The organism is Pantoea sp. CTOTU50773 (genome assembly GCF_032082325.1).
Classification (GTDB): Bacteria; Pseudomonadota; Gammaproteobacteria; order Enterobacterales; family Enterobacteriaceae; genus Pantoea; species Pantoea communis.
In genome coordinates this window covers 1-15,807 of sequence record NZ_DAMDQC010000097.1, presented here as the reverse complement: position 1 = coordinate 15,807, position 15,807 = coordinate 1, and the positions used below count along the sequence as shown (strand labels likewise).

The following is a 15,807-nucleotide window of genomic DNA, read 5'->3' as shown; positions in this document are numbered from 1 at the left end:
AGAGCCAGACGTTTAGCCGGATCCACTTCCGCTGAGATATCCACCAGCAGTGCATTCAGCTTGTCGTCGCGGAAGTTTTGCACCTTGTCGCTGGAGCCGCCTTTTTGCAGCAGCGCGTTACGGTTGGTGGGGTAGAAACTGCTTTTGATCACATCCGGATCGGCACGGCCGACTTCCGTGACGTTGAGCGGCGTTTTCAGCGGATCGAGATTATCCAGCGTGGCGCTGCCCGCATCGCCCGCTTTCACCGCTAAGGCGACGCCCACCTGACGCCACTGCTGTGCCACCAGTTGCAACACTTCTTTGTTCTGCGGCTGTGGCAGGGATTCGTAGATGGCGAGGGCGAGCTTTTTACCTTCTTTCTCACGAATCCCATCGCTACCGACCTTCCAGCCTGCTTCATCAAGCAGCTGTTTTGCCAGGGCGGGATCGTACTTCAGCTTGTCAGCGAGGTTGACGTAACCGGCTGCAGAATGGGCAATAACCGACGTGGCCTGCGGATAGTTAGGCGAGAACAGTGTCTGCACCACTTGCTGCGCGTTGGTAGCGTGCAACAGCGCCCGGCGCACCTTCAGATCACTGACCAGCGCATTGTCAGGACGGAAGCTGATGCTGTCGTTTACACCGCGTGTGGGTGCGGCATAAATCGGGAAGTTTTGCTGCTGCGCCTGTTTTTCGTCATAGGCTTGCACCTGGCGGATAAAGTCTGCCTGGCCCGCCAACAATGCGCCGATGCGCACGCTATCTTCCGGCGTGACGATAATTTTGATGCCATCGAGATTGGCCGGGCCTTGCTGGGCGATATTTTTCGGCCCCCACTGATAATCTTTACGCGCGGTGAGATCGACTTCACGCCCGAGTTTTTCATCACTGACCACAAACGGACCGGAGCCAATAATATGGCGTGCGTCACCCAGTTGATCGAAGCTTCGTTGCAAAGTGCTTAGAGAAACTAAGCCAGATCCGATGGTCGCGGTGCCCTGTAAAAATCCCGGAGAGGGTTTCTTGAAATAGAACTTCACCGTCAGCGGATCGATGACTTCACTGTGGTCGTAGTTATTGATCACTTCTGAAACTGGCAAGCGCAGGGCTTTATTGCCGAGGCCGTAGGTATCAAAGTTTTTGGCCACCGCGTTGGCATCCAGCGGCGTGCCATCGGAGAAGGTGACGCCCGGACGAATTTTAAAGGTATATTCGGTTTTATCGGTGTTGCTGCTCCAGCTTTCCGCAACCCAGGGTTCAACCTGCAGCGTCTTTGGATTCTGCCACGTCAGCTTATCGGTGATCTGGTTGAGGATACCGCCGTTGGGGTAGAAACCACCGGCAGGCGGGTAGAGGTTGGTATGTGGCTGCTGTTCAAGATACACCAGCGTACCTCCCTTGACCGGAGTGTCCGCCGCGTGTGCGCTAAATATCCCTGTCAGCAGGGCTAAGCTTAATGCCTGCAAGTGAAAATGCTTACTCATGGTGAATTCCTTATGATTCAATAGCCCGGCGGGCGGATTTCATCATCAAATGCCGCACCCGCGAGGAGAACCAAGGAATTGCACTAAGCTTTTGCGAAAAAAATAAAATGAATGGACTTGTGGGAAATAATTAAGATTCTTCGCCGATTAAAAGTGGCGTTAACTCTCTATCATCCGGAAGTTTTATATTTATGGCTCACATCTTGAGGGCAGTTTAATAAAAGCATGTGTCGCGGTTGGGTATCATGCTGGCAAAGTCGATAGCGCTTGAATATGAATGACTTTGCGCATGATAAAACCTTAATGCGCCAAGCTAACCAGTAATGGGTAAGTAAAATCTGGTCCTGTGACGTCAAGCTGTCAATACCTACCTAGCAAATGTTAGAATTGATACCTGAGCGACCGGAGAAGAAAAATTATGAGCAAAACATCCCGTGACGAAATTCTAAGCGCCGCCCGTCTGGCGGCACAGGCGCATGGCTACACCGGCCTGAATATACGCGGATTAGCTGATGAGGTGGGCATCAAGGCTGCTAGCATTTATTACCACTTCTCCAGCAAGGCCGATCTGGGTGCGGCTGTAGCCCGGCGTTACTGGGAGGATACGGCGCATGACCTGAAAGTGCTGAGGGAAAGTGAAGGCGATGCGCTGAAAAGTTTACGCCGCTATCCTCAGATATTTCGCCGCTCCCTCGAGAGCGGCAATCGGCTCTGTATGGGAAGCTTTATGTCGGCTGAGTACGATGATCTGCCACAATCGGTCAGGGATGAGGTGCAACAATTTGCTGATATTAACATCGACTGGCTGGCAGATCAGTTACTTGAGGCTGGTATTGCAGCCTCAGGAGAGAGCAGAGTCCGAGCTGGCTCCATTTTTTCTGCCGTTGCCGGCGCGCAGTTGATGGCCAGGAGCCGAAACAATCTCCAGCTTTTTGATGAGCTCGTTGAGGGCTATCGACTTGCGGGCATGTTACCGAAGTAAAAATCAGGCGGCCAGATGCGGGCGGTTGCCGGTATCAGCAGGCGATGCCTGAATCTCCTTCAACAATCCACCCAGGCGCCCAACGTTCTGACGTAAAACGACTGGAAAACGCGACCGTCGAGGGCAGTCGAGGAACATAGAGCACGTCACCCGCCCTATGCGCGGGTTGTCACTGCATCTCAATAAAATAACCTAGCCAATTGAATTAAAAATCGTTTTTAAAATTGTCACATCGAAAGTAAATAAAAAACTAACAATCGTAAGGTAGGTATTGACAGGTCTCTCATTCTGCCTCAATCTTAGCCACATAACTAACTACCGTTAGTTAGTACGAAGGAATTATCTGCTGATGAAAATCTATGACTGGTATGACGGCCCTTATCCTGCACGCGTTCGCATTGCACTTGCTGAGAAAGGACTGCTTTCTGATACAGAGTTTGTCCCTGTTAACTTATGGACAGGAGAACACAAGAAAAGCGAATTTCTTGCACTTAACTAATCAGGAACGCTTCCCGTTCTTGAGCTGGATGACGGTACGCTTATAGCAGAGTGTACGGCCATCACGCATTATCTGGACGCTTTGAGTGCACCACGTTCTTTGACGGGCACCACTCCATCGGAACAAGGTGTTATTCATATGATGACTAAGCGCGCTGAAATTGAGTTCCTTGATGCTGTTAGCGTGTATTTCCATCACGCTACTCCGGGTTTAGGCCCTGAGGTTGAGCTCTATCAGAACCCAGAGTGGGGCAACCGCATGCGTGAAAAGGCGGTTCGGGGAATGCAGTATTTTGACCGTGTTCTGCAAACACAGCACTATGTGGCCGGCGAGCGCTTCTCAATGGCAGATATAGCGGTAATCGGAGGGATGATCTTCTCTGCGTTAGTGAACCTTCAGGTACCTTCAGAGTTCGCCGCGTTACACGAATGGTATGAGCGCATGCAGGCGAGGCCGTCCTTCCAGCAGTGGAAAGCGTTGGTCGAAGAGGAGCGCTTACGGAGAAAGGTGTAATTATTCTACCGGGGAAATCCGTTTAGCCACACTCATGGTGTGCAGTAGCTGAGACAGGACAGACCAAAATACTATGGTCATTAAACCACCCTTAGATCACGTTACTGTGCACCAATTCTGTTCGCTGTTAGCGCACAACGAACAGGGTGTTTCCTGAAAATTTCCATGCAAAATGCTTCAGGCGGACGTGCAGTTTGCATAGGCCTCAGAATGACGCGCCAGTTGACATTCTCTATGCCCCCCCATGATAAAAGGCGTCGTACCTCCGGCAGTCCGGTCTCAGACGGGGATAATCTTCCGGTGCATACCCAATGTGATTAGCCAAAGTCTGCTTGCAGTAATGGAAAATGTTTGTCATCCCTTTTAACCCCGGCTATCGGGCTTTACGGCGCGAGTGACACCAGGGCGTGATTTTGCGGCCTTAGCTTGCTGATGACGCTATGGGGCTTTCTAACCGTTTTCACGAAGGGCATGGGAACTTAACATAAAGGGTTTTATGACGTTTCATCTGAATCAGCGGCGGTCAATATCGGGCGAAACCTATGCCTCGCTGAAGTCAAAGCAGCCATAAGCAGTCATGCGGATATTGTTCACTTGGCTGACCGAGCTTAGCTGATAGCGGTAATTGAACAGCGATGTCAAATATGCCCGCTGCGTCAGCCATGAAAAGAGCTGCCGGATAATCGCACTGCGCGTTTCGGGACAAGGCTCGACACGTGCGTCGCTCAGGCGAGCCCCCGCGCAGGCCATATCACGCGGGGTGAGAAAGGCTTTCCACAATGCATCCTTGCTTAACCACATCTCAAGCGTTGCCTCCGCTGCTTTACCTATCAGACAATCACCCAGCAGAATATTTGTACTGTCCAGCTGCGCCTGCCTCATTTCCTGGCCAGCGGCAATAATCACCAGGTGACATCCATAGGATCGGAGTTCTGCCGCTTAACGCTCTGCCATCAGAATCAGTTCCGGCTGTTTCTTGTATAACAGCGTCAGGCGCGCCGGAAGCCTGGCCAGATGCTCGGGATTCATGAAATCGGGCCAATCGGGCAACTGTTCTCTGGTTTCCACAATCATCTCACGGATGATCTCTTTTTTTATCTCTGCTGGAGTCCATCCATGTTGAGTGGTCTGCATAATATTTATCACCCCCCTCATTAGGGTAAACCGCACAAGATTGATTTCATCGCCTCATCGCCGCGTGAGTGATGGGATACTCCCTTGGCCATGAGGCAAAAGATCTTACCGTGAACATGAAAATATAACGTGGGGTCTGCATCAGAAAAAAAGACAACCATCATGCCGGCTTACGTATCACTAAAATAGCCATGTGCGTGTCCCTGATAATTTAATGAAAGGTTGACAGGCCTGAAAATTGAAAACGTCATACTTGTGGCATTGTTGCGCCTGTCAAAGAAACAAATTTTTTCGCAATGCTCGAAATGGCGCGTAATATTGACAATATCCTTACAATATATTTATCTCATACTTTCTTCCAGATGATTCGCCCAGTCAGAACGGCAGTCAAATTTTCGAGTAGACCATTTTTAATCTCTTTCGCACGAGCCGATTCAGCTTCTGTTGAGGATAAGTCTTATGGCTTGCTCGTGGTTTGGCACAAGTGTCATCAGCGACCCACCCGTTTCGCTGCCGGGCGAGAGAGGAGCACTGGCCGTCGATGAGCCATAGTGATTCAGTCATTGGATCCTGTTCCGGATCACAAAGCAAGGGAGGGTAAGATAAGTCACTCACGGTATTAGGTTTCCCAGGTGTCGTTATTTGATAAAATAAGAATCATTATCGATTATTGTTTTGCACGCTTTATTGAAGTCTGCGCGTCATTTAACTAAATTCAGTATGGCAGATGTGAGGGAAAAAACTCATGCTGCACGATGAAATAAAAAAATCGTTATGCACAAAAATATTCGCTAAAGAAAATAAAACTGACATCTGGACAAATTGCGCCTATAGTCAGCGCAAGAAGAACGTTGTCAGTTAATTCTCCCTTCCCAGAAATTGCTTTTCATAGGGTTCGTTACCGTACATTTTATTATTTTATTTCGCACCGGACCCAGGTCGGGGCGGAGGAGACTATGCTGATGAATCTTAACGGTGACGAAGATCGCCGTGCGCGGGCGCTGAAGGCGCTACGCAGTCCCGATGAGTACCGCGACGACGTGCTGCGCAAGTTTGTGCGGCTGGCGAGTCAGGCGCTCGGCATCCCCGGCAGTTTTATATCCGTGCTCGACGACGAGCACCAGCACGTGCAGGCCGCCCATAACTTCACGCTCACGCAGTCCTCTCGCGAGGATGCCCTCTGCCGACACGCGGTGGACAGCGACAGCACGGTGGTGGTGCCTGACACCTTACTGGACGCCCGCTTTAAAACGCATCCCCTCATTATTGGCGCCCCTCACATACGATTTTATGCCGGCGCGCCCCTGAAGAATAAAGAGGGGATCGTGCTCGACACGCTCTGCGTCACTGACACTGCCCCGCATTCGTTTAGCGCAGAGCAGGTCACCACCCTGAAGCTGCTGGCCGCGCTGGTCATGTCGTTCCTGGAAGCGTGGCATTCTGCCGGTTTTGCCGATCCCGTCACCGGCCTTCCTAACCGTCAGCGGCTCATTCGCGACCTGCAGTATCTGGCCGTATCCGGTGATCAGACACCCCGCCGATTGGTGCTGATTGACTGCATTAATATGCCGCGCGCCTACGAGCTTGCCCGTTCAATGGGCATGGGGCCGGTAGAGAATTTGCTCAGGGACATGGCCACACTGCTGCCGCTGCGTCTGAGACCGGCGCCCGGCGAGCTGTTCTATACCGTAGCCACCGGACGATTTGCTGTTCTGACACGTGACGATAGCCCGCTCAGCGCAGATTGGGTGGCACAGCGTCTGGAGGGGATTAGCGCCGATCTGGGTGACGGTATTGCCGTCGCGCTCAGTACCCACACCGGCGAAGTGACGTTTAACCCAGGCGAGCTTCCGGCACAGGAATCACTGCGCCGTGCGGTGAGCGCGCTTCACGAGGCGATTGCAGGCGGGGTGCCCTCAATGCGCTTCAGTCAGGCATCCGATGCCCGGCACACCCAGGACTTCACCCTGATGAACAACCTTGCCTCCGCGCTTCGGCAGAATACAGGGCTTTGGCTGGCCTATCAGCCAAAAATCTGCCTGCACAGTGGCCTGCCGGTGGGGCTTGAGGCGCTGGTGCGCTGGCGGCATCCGTTACACGGTGAGCTCTCCCCGGCACTGTTTGTGCCATTAGCAGAGAAGACCGAACTGCTGAGTGAACTGACGGCATGGGTCACGGATCGTGCCATTGATCGCCTTACACGGTTACGTAACAGTGGTATTCAGCTGCCCGTTACCGTGAACGTCAGTAGTCGGGACTTTGCTTCCGGGGACTTTGCCAACGCGCTGGAGATGAAGATGAGCAGGGCGAAACTGCCCACCTCGCTGCTGGGCATTGAGTGTCTGGAAACCGAGAGTATTATCGAAAATCCGGCGGCCATGCGTGGGCTGGAGATGCTCAGATTGCGAGGATTCGGCATCTCTCTTGACGATTTTGGTGCCGGCTACAGTAACGTCAGTTACCTGAAGCGCATGCCGCTCGACGTCATCAAGCTTGACCGTACGCTCATCAACGAAATTTCTTCCGATACGGCTTCGCGTATCATCGCACGCAGCATTATTTCTATGCTGAAAGATCTGGACTATACCGTACTGGCCGAAGGTATCGAAGATGCGGCCACCGCTCAGGCCCTGACAGAGTATGGCTGCGACCAGGCGCAGGGCTTTTTCTATTCCCGGCCCTTGCCAGAAGCGGAGCTTGATGAATGGCTTTCCTGGAAACTACGTAGTCAGTGCTAATCGAGCCCGAAATCAGGCGGTCGGGTCGTAGCGTCTGAAACTTTCTGTCCCGGCGATAATCACCGTATTGCGACCTGCTCCCTTTGCCTCATAAAGGGCTTCATCGGCCCGACGCAGCATCCGGTCACGCTTTCCACCGCAATCTGCCAACGCAGCAACCCCGGCCGAAACGGTTATGGCGCCAGCGTGCCTGAAGGTCGTGTTGATGACGAGTGCCCGGATACGCTCCGCCATCCGGGCAGCATCTTCCAGATGTGTCTGCGGCAACAGAAGAATAAATTCCTCGCCGCCGAAACGGCTGACCACGTCCCCGTTACGGCAGGCCTGTTGTAATAGCCCGGCCAGCCTCACCAGTACCGAATCGCCCGCATCGTGTCCGTAACTGTCATTAATCTTTTTAAAGTGGTCGATATCAATCGCAATCACGCACTGGCCGGCGTCATTAGCGCACCTTTCTGCCAACAGGGTAAAGCCCCGACGGTTGCAGAGCCCCGTCAGTGGATCGGTCATGGCCTCGTCGCTGAGCGTTGACATGCGGTCGGCGACAACCTGGCGATGCTCCTCAACCGCCTGCTTAAGGCGGTCGGCTTCATAATACCAGGCCTCAACTGACGCCAGCGAAGCATCAATGCCATCCCTCTGTACCATCCCGGCCAGCTTCTCCAGGGGAGCGGCAATACGTCCGGCCAGCAGTGTCACAACGGCGACCGTCAGGACAATGATGGCCAACAGGAACCAGAGCGCGTTTTTAGCGGTGCTGACCAGAATATGCCGAACCGTTTCAGAGGCCCCCGCAATAAAAATGTTCCAGTCCGTTTTGTGCAGGCTGGCGTATCCAATAGTGAAAGCCTGTCCTTCCGATTTCGTGCTGAACCGGCCGCTGTCTGTTGAGGAAAGCTGCTTTTTAAGCGAGGGATTGAGCCGCATTTTTGTTCCTACGCGGGCCGGATCCTGGCTGAAGATGATAAGGCCGTCATTGCTGACGACGCTAACACTGGCGTTGCGGGAGTTAAAATGCTGACTCATGATATCACTGAGCATGCTCTGCTTTTTGAGGTAAATGGTGCCACCAATGAAGCCCAGATAACGCCCGTCCGCCGTAAACAGAGGCTGCGAGAGAAATACAACATAGTTACCGGCTGCAGAAGTAAAGGGCGCAGTGATAAACGATTTCTGTGTGGCAATGGCCTGGCGGCTTGCATCAGAATGCAGCTTAACACCTACGAAGCTCAGACTCTCCGGTGAGGTGGCCTCAATTACGCCCTCGCGGTTAACCACAAATACTGAGTTGAAGAAACCGGGGTGTAGCCGGAGCCGATCAGTTTCTGACCGGAGCCGGTTCAGATCGGTCAGGCCCTTGATCTGCGAAGCGCTCCAGGCCAGTTCACGTTGCGCCGTACCCATAAAACCATCGATAGTTTCGGCAAGCTTGCGCGCGTAAGCAATGTTGCTTTCAAGCAGGCTGTCCTCAATATTGGCCTTCTGAAAAATCAGCAGTGAGCCGAGCAGCAGGAAAGCGGCAAGGATAACCCCGCCCACGGAATGTAAGATGAGCAGTGTGCGGAGGCGAATTTTTTTTAACAGCATGACATCGGGGCCCACTTAAAGTGTCATAAGAGCGTAGCGAAGGTGCCTGGAGCAATTTGAGTAAAAGCCCGTTTAACGTTCAAAAGACGCCTGGCAGCATCACCGGGCTTCCGTAACAATGGCCGCAGGGGGATAAAGGGTGAATCGGGGCTGGGGCATCTGAACTGGTTTACGCAAAGGGTGGCATCAAGCAACGTCCGCGCCATATCTTTCCATGCGTTAACTTCAGTGCTTAGTTACAGCTGTTTTCTACAGGCTCGGAGGAGCATGCGTCCAGCCTTACTTAACCCAGCCAGACGCCTGCATTCACATATTCAGGTAGTTAATTGCGTAACTTTTATTGAGTGATGTAATGGTACCAGGTTTGATTGCACATTCATATTTTTTGTGGCGACCATAAGCAAATAATATGACTGTAGCCCATTAAAGATTCAACAATGAAAGGATTTAGCATTCACGTCTACCGTGTATTAAATGCGGAGTGATCAAAGGCTATTACCCCGCATTCCACTTGAATGACCCGTCACTGATTGTGTCAGTACTTTAATGGCTCAGGCGGTAAATCCATCCAGGCCGTTAAAGTCGCAGTATTAGAAAAGCGTTTCTTTAATGCTGATTTCATCCACATGGAGGATGGTGGACATGTCAAAACCGTCCATATCTGACTTGAAATCCTTGCTGGTCATATACTTCTGATTTATAGCCTCTACATCGGCTCCTTCCTGATAGGTCACTGTTGCTATGACCTGACATTTATTCCCCAGAAAGACATCATTGACATAGATATCATAAGCGGGAAGGGAAGCCATGTGACGAGGCCAATGTCTGTGAAAATAAATGTCTGCTGACTGTTGGTCTTTAAGAGTATAAATCCTGACTTGTTTCATCTCATTCATCCTGTTGTGAAAGTTTTCATCAGCCTAGACAAACAAAGCATACCGATTTTTTTATTAAAAAATTTGGCAAATGACCACTTTTCGTCCAATGCTGTCAGGAGGATCTATGTTTCAGCAGCCTAATGCCCAAATAAGCCGTTATGGTATTCACCGCCTTAGGTTTATTGTGGTGGCGGTCCGCATCGGTCCATACTGGAGAATGCGGGTGGTTGCCACCCCCGAATATTTCAAAAATCATGGCATTCCTGAAACACCCTACGAGTTGCAGCATCATAACTGTATCAACATGCGCTTGCCGACATGGGGGGGTGTATAGCTGGGAATTCATCAAAGATTAAAAAGAAGTTTGAGAAGAGACTGGTCATACCTAACGCCTGCCATGCGGTTAAACCCGGCGATTATGCTAGTCACACCTTTGCTCAGATCAAGGGGGCGGAAGTGGTGCTCGCCCTCTCGGCTCCGCTCAGAGTAATTATTGCTGGCCTCTCGAATTTGCGTTGTTTTGCGCGAATTTCGCGCTGGCACTGGGTTTTGAAACGCTGGTGTGTGAACACCGTGAAGAAGTGCTGCTTAACATGGCGGGCGATCTTGATAATGGCATCACACTGATCAGGCAATTCCCGGCGGCCTGCATAGAACGAGAGGGTTGCTATACCGCTACGGCGATCCTTTCACTGACCCACGATCCGCCTATTGACGATCTCACGATGATGGAGGCGGTCAATCTGCCGGCTTTTTACATTGGTGCGATGGGTTCGATGAATAATAGTCAGCGCCGTAAAGAGCGTCTGGAACGGATTGGTGAATTGGAGCCCCGGCAGATCAGCAGAATCCATGCCCCAGTGGGGATCAATATTGGCAGCAAAACCCCTGCTGAAATCGCGCTCTCAATAGCCGCCATCCCGTGTTGCCAGTCAAATTAACCGATCTGGGCTGTCTTAAGGATGTTGATACGCCCGCGATGCTCAGTCTGCTCGCACAGCGATTAATTGAGGATGAAAAAGGAGGCGTATAAGTGGAGGCCTTTCCTCTGATCATTGGTGAATTTTTTTCATAAACCCATCCTGATTTGGCCAACTTATCAATCAATCTCCGTGGTCTTACACTTTTAACCGCAATGAATGTGGCCGCCACTACCCCGGTGGTCATCACCCCAACTGAAGCAGGGAGCCCGCATAATGAGTATTGCTGCTGCACTCAGCTTGGCGTTATCTGTCTCAGCCGTTTATGTAAAGGAGAACACATCCATGAACACTGTTTGGAAGTCCGGTGAAAGGGTCATTGTTTGAATTCGCCCCGGCGATCGATCAGTTCCTCAAAGCGCATTTGTTTGGCGACATTTTCGCGCGCGACAACCTCGACTGGAAAAGTCGTGAGTTAGCTACTGTGGGCGCATTAACCGGAATGAGCGGTGTCGAGTCGCAATTGCTATCACATCTGCGCATCAGCATGAATGTCGGCTTCGACAAATCACAACTTGCCGAACTGCAGGCGGTGTTTAACGCGCAGGGAGAAGAAGCGGTCGCTCAGCGAATTGAAGTGGTGTTGGCACAGATAAAATAATAAATCCCTTATAAACGCACCGGTATTTATTCCGGTGCGTTTTGCTGTTCAATATAAGAACGAAGAGTGTATTCCGTCAGACTTATATCCAATCGTGCAAACCTTTCCCGATTAGTTTATTACGCTCAACCACCCGTCATTCGCAACGCTGAATGATGCACAACCCTCTGTTTTACATTATCTATTTATTTATGAATATTCCGCACCACCCTGATATGCATTAATTAAAAATGCATACGACAATAATATGTTTTACCCATTACCCGCCGCCATCACACACTGCTCGCCATCATCATTGAGGAAAAGGATTTGGCGTATGTCATATCGACTGAGCTTGTTAGATAAATCGCCGATTGCCGATGGAGAGAGCGCTTCGCATGCCCTGCATCGCACATTACAGCTGGCGCAGCAGGCTGAGGCCTGGGGCTATCACCGCTTCTGGCTGGCAGAGCATCACAACACTGACCGTCTGGCGAGCCCCTCTCCTGAATTGCTGATCGCCTGGATCATTGGCCAGACGCAGCATATTCGCGTCGGCTCTGGTGGCGTGATGTTGCAACACTACAGTCCTTACAAAGTTGCCGAAAATTTCAATCTGTTAGCCTCGCTCGCGCCAGGCCGTATCGATCTCGGTGTGGGTAAAGCGCCAGGCGGTTTACCGCTCTCCACCCGCGCTTTACAGCAGGGCATCCATCAGGAAGAAAAGGGCAGCTTTGCTGAACAGCTTTCACTGCTGGATAGCTGGCTGGATGTTCCGCCGGTGGGTGATGAAGAGATCCTGCGCGCCACGCCGCAGCCGCCACGTCCGGCAAACCGATTCCTGCTGGGTGCCAGCGAGCAAAGTGCCAGGCTGGCAGCAGAACTGGGCTGGCAGCTGGTATTTGCTGCACATCACAACGGCGATCCGCTGTTGATGGAGCAGGTTTTGAACAGCTATCGCCAATACAGCAACGGCAAGCAGGCGCTGGTGGCCGTGCAAGTGGTGGTCGCCGATTCACCGGCTGAAGCTGATTTGCTGGTGAATAATTTGCGCGTCTATCACGTCAGTGTGAAAGATGGCCCGAGTGTCAACGTGGGCAGCGTTGAGCAAGCCGAACGCTACGTGCGTCAGGGCGGTTATACCGATTATGTCATTGAGCCGCGCACGCCATCGTTGCTGAAAGGCACCGCTGCGCAGGTGCACGCCAAACTGGACGCCTTGCATCAGAATTTCGGCATTGAGGAGTTCGTGATTGATACCCCGATTGCTGAGGAGCAGGCGCGAGTGAAATCTCTCGAACTGCTGGCAACGCATCGACTGGTTGCGGCGTAATTCGGAGATAACCATGACTCACACAAGCGAACAGCAACTGATTGACTGGCGACGCGAGCTGCACAGCTGGCCTGAGCTGTCTGGATATGAGGTGGAAACCACGGCGCGTTTGCGCCGCTGGCTACAGGACGCTGGCTTGCAGTTGCTCGATTATCCACTGGAAACCGGTCTGGTGGTGGAAGTGGGTCAGGGTGAAACGCTGATCGCGTTGCGAGCTGATATTGATGCCCTGCCGATTCATGAAGCCACTGGCCTCGCCTACCGCTCGCGTAATGCGGGTGTGATGCACGCCTGCGGCCATGATGTGCACAGCGCGGTGATGCTGGGCGCGGCGCTGCAACTGCATGCGCTGGAAGATCAACTGCCGGGGCGCATCCGTATTCTGTTCCAGCCAGCCGAAGAAAATGCCACCGGTGCGCGCAAGTTTATTCAAGCCGGCGTGCTGCAAGATGTGCAGGCAATCTTCGGTATGCACAACGAACCAGGCTTACCGACGGGAGCTTTCGCCACGCGCGGCGGGGCGTTTTACGCCAATGCCGACAAGTTTGTAGTGCGCGTCGCCAGTCCTGAACAGGGCGTGGATGCCATTCTCGTGTCCAGCCAGATCATTCAGGCACTGCAATCACTCACCAGCCGCAGTTTTAACACCCTGGATAGCCTGGTGTTGAGCGTGACGCGCATCGATGCCGGTCAATCTGGCAACACTCTACCGAGAGAAGCTGAGTTTGGCGGCACGGTGCGCACCCATGACAAGCAGATGCGGGCGCAACTGGAACAGCGCGCGCGTCAGATTGTTGAGCACATTGCGGCGGCAAACGGTGCTACGGCGACCTTCAGCTGGCATCCGGGCCCGCCGGTGCTAGAAAACGATGCACGCTGGGCGCAGTTTGCCAGTGAAATTGCTCAGCAGGTGGGGTATCGGGTGCAAACCGCAGAACTGCACCTCGGCGGCGAAGATTTTGCGTATTACTTACAGCAGATCCCCGGCGCGTTTGTCAGCATTGGCAGCGCCAGTGAATTTGGTCTGCATCACGGCGGTTTCAACCCCGATGAAGCACTGATCGCGCCTGCCGCGCACTATTTCACCCAACTGGCGCAGCAGGCCTTGCAGCATCTCAATGCACGATGTCGTGACGCAATTCTGAGTTAGCCCATTTAACCCAATATCCTCCGCTTTGTATGGCGACGAAACCGTCGCCGTCAGGCTATGCCATGGAAAAGAGAGAACACTATGATTGCAAGACAACTGCGACTCGGCACCATTCTGCATGGCGCATCCGGCAATATGTCCGCCTGGCGTCATCCGACGGCGCAGGCTAATGCCAGCATCAATTTTGACTATGCAAAACACATCGCGCGCAAGGCGGAAGCTGGCAAGCTGGATTTTCTGTTTGTCGCCGATGGTTTGTTTATCAATGAAAAATCCATTCCCCATTTTCTCAATCGCTTCGAACCGCTGACGCTGCTGTCGGCGCTGGCGGGGGTGACTGAGCATTTAGGATTGGTCGGCACGGTCTCCACCTCTTACAGCGAACCTTTCACCGTCGCGCGTCAGTTTGCCAGCCTCGATCACCTTAGCGGCGGGCGTGCAGGCTGGAACGTGGTGACCTCGCCTTTGGAAGGATCGGCGAAAAACTTTTCGCGCCAGCAGCACCCGGAGCACGCGCTGCGCTATCGCATCGCCGATGAGTATTTGCAGGTGGTGAAAGGGCTGTGGGATTCGTGGGAAAGCGATGCTTTTGTGCGGAACAAAGAGAGCGGTCAGTTCTTCGATGCCGCCAAACTTCATACCCTTAATCACCACGGTGATTTCTTCCAGGTGCAGGGGCCACTGAACATCGAACGCACGCCGCAGGGACGCCCGATCGTGTTTCAGGCCGGTGCGTCAGAGGATGGGAAGAAACTTGCAGCGCGCCACGCCGATGCCATTTTCACCCACCAGCCGACGCGCGAAGAGGCACAGGCTTTCTATAGAGATGTGAAAAAGCAGCTGGTGGCAAACGGACGTGAGCCGCAGGATCTGCATATCTTCCAGGGCGTTGGCGTCATTGTTGGCGACGATGCTGAAGACGTTGAGCGCCAGTACCAAACCACCGCCGCACTGGTGTCTATCAAAGATGCATTGAACTACCTCGGTCGCTTCTTCGATCACCACGACTTCTCGCAATACCCGCTTGATGAGCCTTTCCCGGACATTGGCGATATCGGCCAGAACAGCTTCCGCAGCACCACCGATGAAATCAAACGTAAGGCGCAAGAGCACGGTCACACACTGCGTCAGGCCGCACTGGAAGCGGCCACGCCGCGTCCGCTGTTTTTTGGCACGCCAGAAGAGGTGGCGGATGGATTACAGCTGTGGTTTGAAACCGAGGCCACCGATGGCTTCATTATTCAGGGCGGCACGCCGGATACTTTCGAACGCTTTGTCGATCGCGTCATCCCCCTCCTGCAAGCGCGCGGCCTGACCCGCAGCGAATATCCTGGCACCACGCTGCGTGCCAGCTTCGGTCTGAAAGACCCGGTTAATCAGTTCACACAACAATAAATTAAAGAGAAAACACGCTATGCAGAAAAAATCCCTTATTGCGCTGATGTTGCTGAGTCTAAGCAGTGCGGCTTTGGCTGAAGACGTGGCGGTGAACGGTCAGCAGATCAGCATCGAAGCCAATAAAACACCAGTGAACACTGCGGAAAATCCCGCTGCGGTAGCGCAAATTCCGGCCGGACATAAGTTTGCCGTGCCAGGCTCATTTACCGTGGCGGTGGCCGCACTGAACTCCCCGCCATTAACCGTATTTAGTGATGACAACAAAACCCTGCTCGGCAGCGAAGTGGATATCGCCCGTCTGGTGGCCGACAGCCTGGGATTGAAACTCAATGTGGTGCCGACCTCGTGGGAAGACTGGCCGCTGGGCGTGGCTTCCGGCAAATATGACGCGGCGATTACCAATGTCACCGTGACCAAAGAGCGTAAAGAGCGCTTCGATTTCGCCACCTATCGCAAAGATTCTCTGGGTTTCTACGTGAAATCCAGCAGCCAGATTAAGTCCCTGAACAAAGCCGAAGACATCGCCGGGCTGCGCATTATCGTGGGTTCCGGCACCAACCAGGAGGCGA

14 protein-coding genes and 2 pseudogenes are annotated in these 15,807 nt (G+C 52.8%); 11 read left to right on the top strand and 5 right to left on the bottom strand.

The genetic code is table 11. From position 1 onward, the window contains the following. Window positions 1-1,466 (bottom strand): TIGR04028 family ABC transporter substrate-binding protein (locus RT340_RS15235; protein WP_313376884.1); only part of this gene is annotated, 1,466 nt, incomplete at its 3' end. Between the two features lie 418 nt (window positions 1,467-1,884). Between RT340_RS15235 and RT340_RS15230 the strand changes: the two genes are divergently transcribed. The 3 genes from RT340_RS15230 to RT340_RS15220 all read left to right on the top strand — a co-directional run bounded on the left by RT340_RS15230 (window position 1,885) and on the right by RT340_RS15220 (window position 3,460). Beyond that, the gene (locus tag RT340_RS15230; protein ID WP_313376882.1) at window positions 1,885-2,448 is read left to right on the top strand and encodes a TetR/AcrR family transcriptional regulator; all 564 of its coding nucleotides are present in this window, start codon (window positions 1,885-1,887) and stop codon (window positions 2,446-2,448) included. Between the two features lie 349 nt (window positions 2,449-2,797). Further along, complete coding sequence (locus tag RT340_RS15225) at window positions 2,798-2,947, top strand: glutathione S-transferase N-terminal domain-containing protein (protein WP_313376880.1); 150 nt, start codon at window positions 2,798-2,800, stop codon at window positions 2,945-2,947. Window positions 2,948-3,085: 138 nt separating this feature from the next. After that, window positions 3,086-3,460 carry a glutathione binding-like protein gene (locus RT340_RS15220; protein ID WP_313376878.1) on the top strand — a complete coding sequence of 125 codons (375 nt, stop codon included), beginning with the start codon at window positions 3,086-3,088 and terminating at the stop codon, window positions 3,458-3,460. A 540-nt stretch (window positions 3,461-4,000) separates the two neighbouring features. Here RT340_RS15220 and RT340_RS15215 read toward each other — a convergent pair. Both RT340_RS15215 and RT340_RS15210 read right to left on the bottom strand, forming a co-directional pair. After that, window positions 4,001-4,366, bottom strand: coding sequence for a hypothetical protein (locus tag RT340_RS15215; RefSeq protein WP_313376876.1), 366 nt, complete (start codon window positions 4,364-4,366; stop codon window positions 4,001-4,003). A 33-nt stretch (window positions 4,367-4,399) separates the two neighbouring features. Next, window positions 4,400-4,594, bottom strand: coding sequence for a hypothetical protein (locus tag RT340_RS15210; RefSeq protein WP_211729588.1), 195 nt, complete (start codon window positions 4,592-4,594; stop codon window positions 4,400-4,402). 956 nt (window positions 4,595-5,550) lie between these two features. Between RT340_RS15210 and RT340_RS15205 the strand changes: the two genes are divergently transcribed. Then, a complete protein-coding gene (locus tag RT340_RS15205; RefSeq protein WP_313376873.1) occupies window positions 5,551-7,332 on the top strand; it encodes a GGDEF and EAL domain-containing protein in 1,782 nt (593 codons plus the stop codon). 12 nt (window positions 7,333-7,344) lie between these two features. On the opposite strand, the gene RT340_RS15200 is transcribed toward RT340_RS15205, so the two are convergent. After that, window positions 7,345-8,919 carry a sensor domain-containing diguanylate cyclase gene (locus tag RT340_RS15200; RefSeq protein WP_313376871.1) on the bottom strand — a complete coding sequence of 525 codons (1,575 nt, stop codon included), beginning with the start codon at window positions 8,917-8,919 and terminating at the stop codon, window positions 7,345-7,347. A 590-nt stretch (window positions 8,920-9,509) separates the two neighbouring features. Then, window positions 9,510-9,806 (bottom strand): hypothetical protein, encoded by a 297-nt coding sequence (locus RT340_RS15195; RefSeq protein ID WP_211729591.1) that lies wholly within the window; start codon window positions 9,804-9,806, stop codon window positions 9,510-9,512. 175 nt (window positions 9,807-9,981) lie between these two features. On the opposite strand from RT340_RS15195, the pseudogene RT340_RS15190 reads away from it, so the two are divergent. From RT340_RS15190 to RT340_RS15160, 7 genes and pseudogenes are all read left to right on the top strand, one after another. Next, a pseudogene (locus tag RT340_RS15190) lies at window positions 9,982-10,150 on the top strand (LysR family transcriptional regulator); the annotation flags it as partial. Between the two features lie 162 nt (window positions 10,151-10,312). Continuing rightward, complete coding sequence (locus RT340_RS15185; protein ID WP_313376867.1) at window positions 10,313-10,738, top strand: XdhC family protein; 426 nt, start codon at window positions 10,313-10,315, stop codon at window positions 10,736-10,738. A 337-nt stretch (window positions 10,739-11,075) separates the two neighbouring features. Further along, window positions 11,076-11,378, top strand: a pseudogene (locus RT340_RS15180) (carboxymuconolactone decarboxylase family protein); the annotation flags it as partial. 316 nt (window positions 11,379-11,694) lie between these two features. Further along, entirely contained in the window at window positions 11,695-12,690 is a 996-nt protein-coding gene (locus RT340_RS15175; protein WP_313376865.1) for an MsnO8 family LLM class oxidoreductase, read from the top strand. A gap of 13 nt (window positions 12,691-12,703) precedes the next feature. Continuing rightward, window positions 12,704-13,840 (top strand): amidohydrolase, encoded by a 1,137-nt coding sequence (locus RT340_RS15170; protein WP_313376863.1) that lies wholly within the window; start codon window positions 12,704-12,706, stop codon window positions 13,838-13,840. Between the two features lie 81 nt (window positions 13,841-13,921). Then, window positions 13,922-15,235: an LLM class flavin-dependent oxidoreductase gene (locus RT340_RS15165; protein ID WP_313376861.1), complete on the top strand. Its 1,314-nt coding sequence runs from the start codon at window positions 13,922-13,924 to the stop codon at window positions 15,233-15,235. A 19-nt stretch (window positions 15,236-15,254) separates the two neighbouring features. Then, window positions 15,255-15,807 (top strand): transporter substrate-binding domain-containing protein (locus tag RT340_RS15160; RefSeq protein ID WP_313376859.1); only part of this gene is annotated, 553 nt, incomplete at its 3' end.

Excerpts from the sequence above, each read along its gene's own strand:
- RT340_RS15220 (WP_313376878.1), top strand. The coding sequence starts at position 3,086 with ATGATGACTAAGCGCGCTGAAATTGAGTTCCTTGATGCTGTTAGCGTG.
- RT340_RS15230 (WP_313376882.1), top strand. The coding sequence starts at position 1,885 with ATGAGCAAAACATCCCGTGACGAAATTCTAAGCGCCGCCCGTCTGGCG.
- RT340_RS15225 (WP_313376880.1), top strand. The coding sequence starts at position 2,798 with ATGAAAATCTATGACTGGTATGACGGCCCTTATCCTGCACGCGTTCGC.
- RT340_RS15175 (WP_313376865.1), top strand. The coding sequence starts at position 11,695 with ATGTCATATCGACTGAGCTTGTTAGATAAATCGCCGATTGCCGATGGA.
- RT340_RS15195 (WP_211729591.1), bottom strand. The coding sequence starts at position 9,806 with ATGAAACAAGTCAGGATTTATACTCTTAAAGACCAACAGTCAGCAGAC.
- RT340_RS15210 (WP_211729588.1), bottom strand. The coding sequence starts at position 4,594 with ATGCAGACCACTCAACATGGATGGACTCCAGCAGAGATAAAAAAAGAG.
- RT340_RS15170 (WP_313376863.1), top strand. The coding sequence starts at position 12,704 with ATGACTCACACAAGCGAACAGCAACTGATTGACTGGCGACGCGAGCTG.
- RT340_RS15200 (WP_313376871.1), bottom strand. The coding sequence starts at position 8,919 with ATGCTGTTAAAAAAAATTCGCCTCCGCACACTGCTCATCTTACATTCC.
- RT340_RS15205 (WP_313376873.1), top strand. The coding sequence starts at position 5,551 with ATGCTGATGAATCTTAACGGTGACGAAGATCGCCGTGCGCGGGCGCTG.
- RT340_RS15165 (WP_313376861.1), top strand. The coding sequence starts at position 13,922 with ATGATTGCAAGACAACTGCGACTCGGCACCATTCTGCATGGCGCATCC.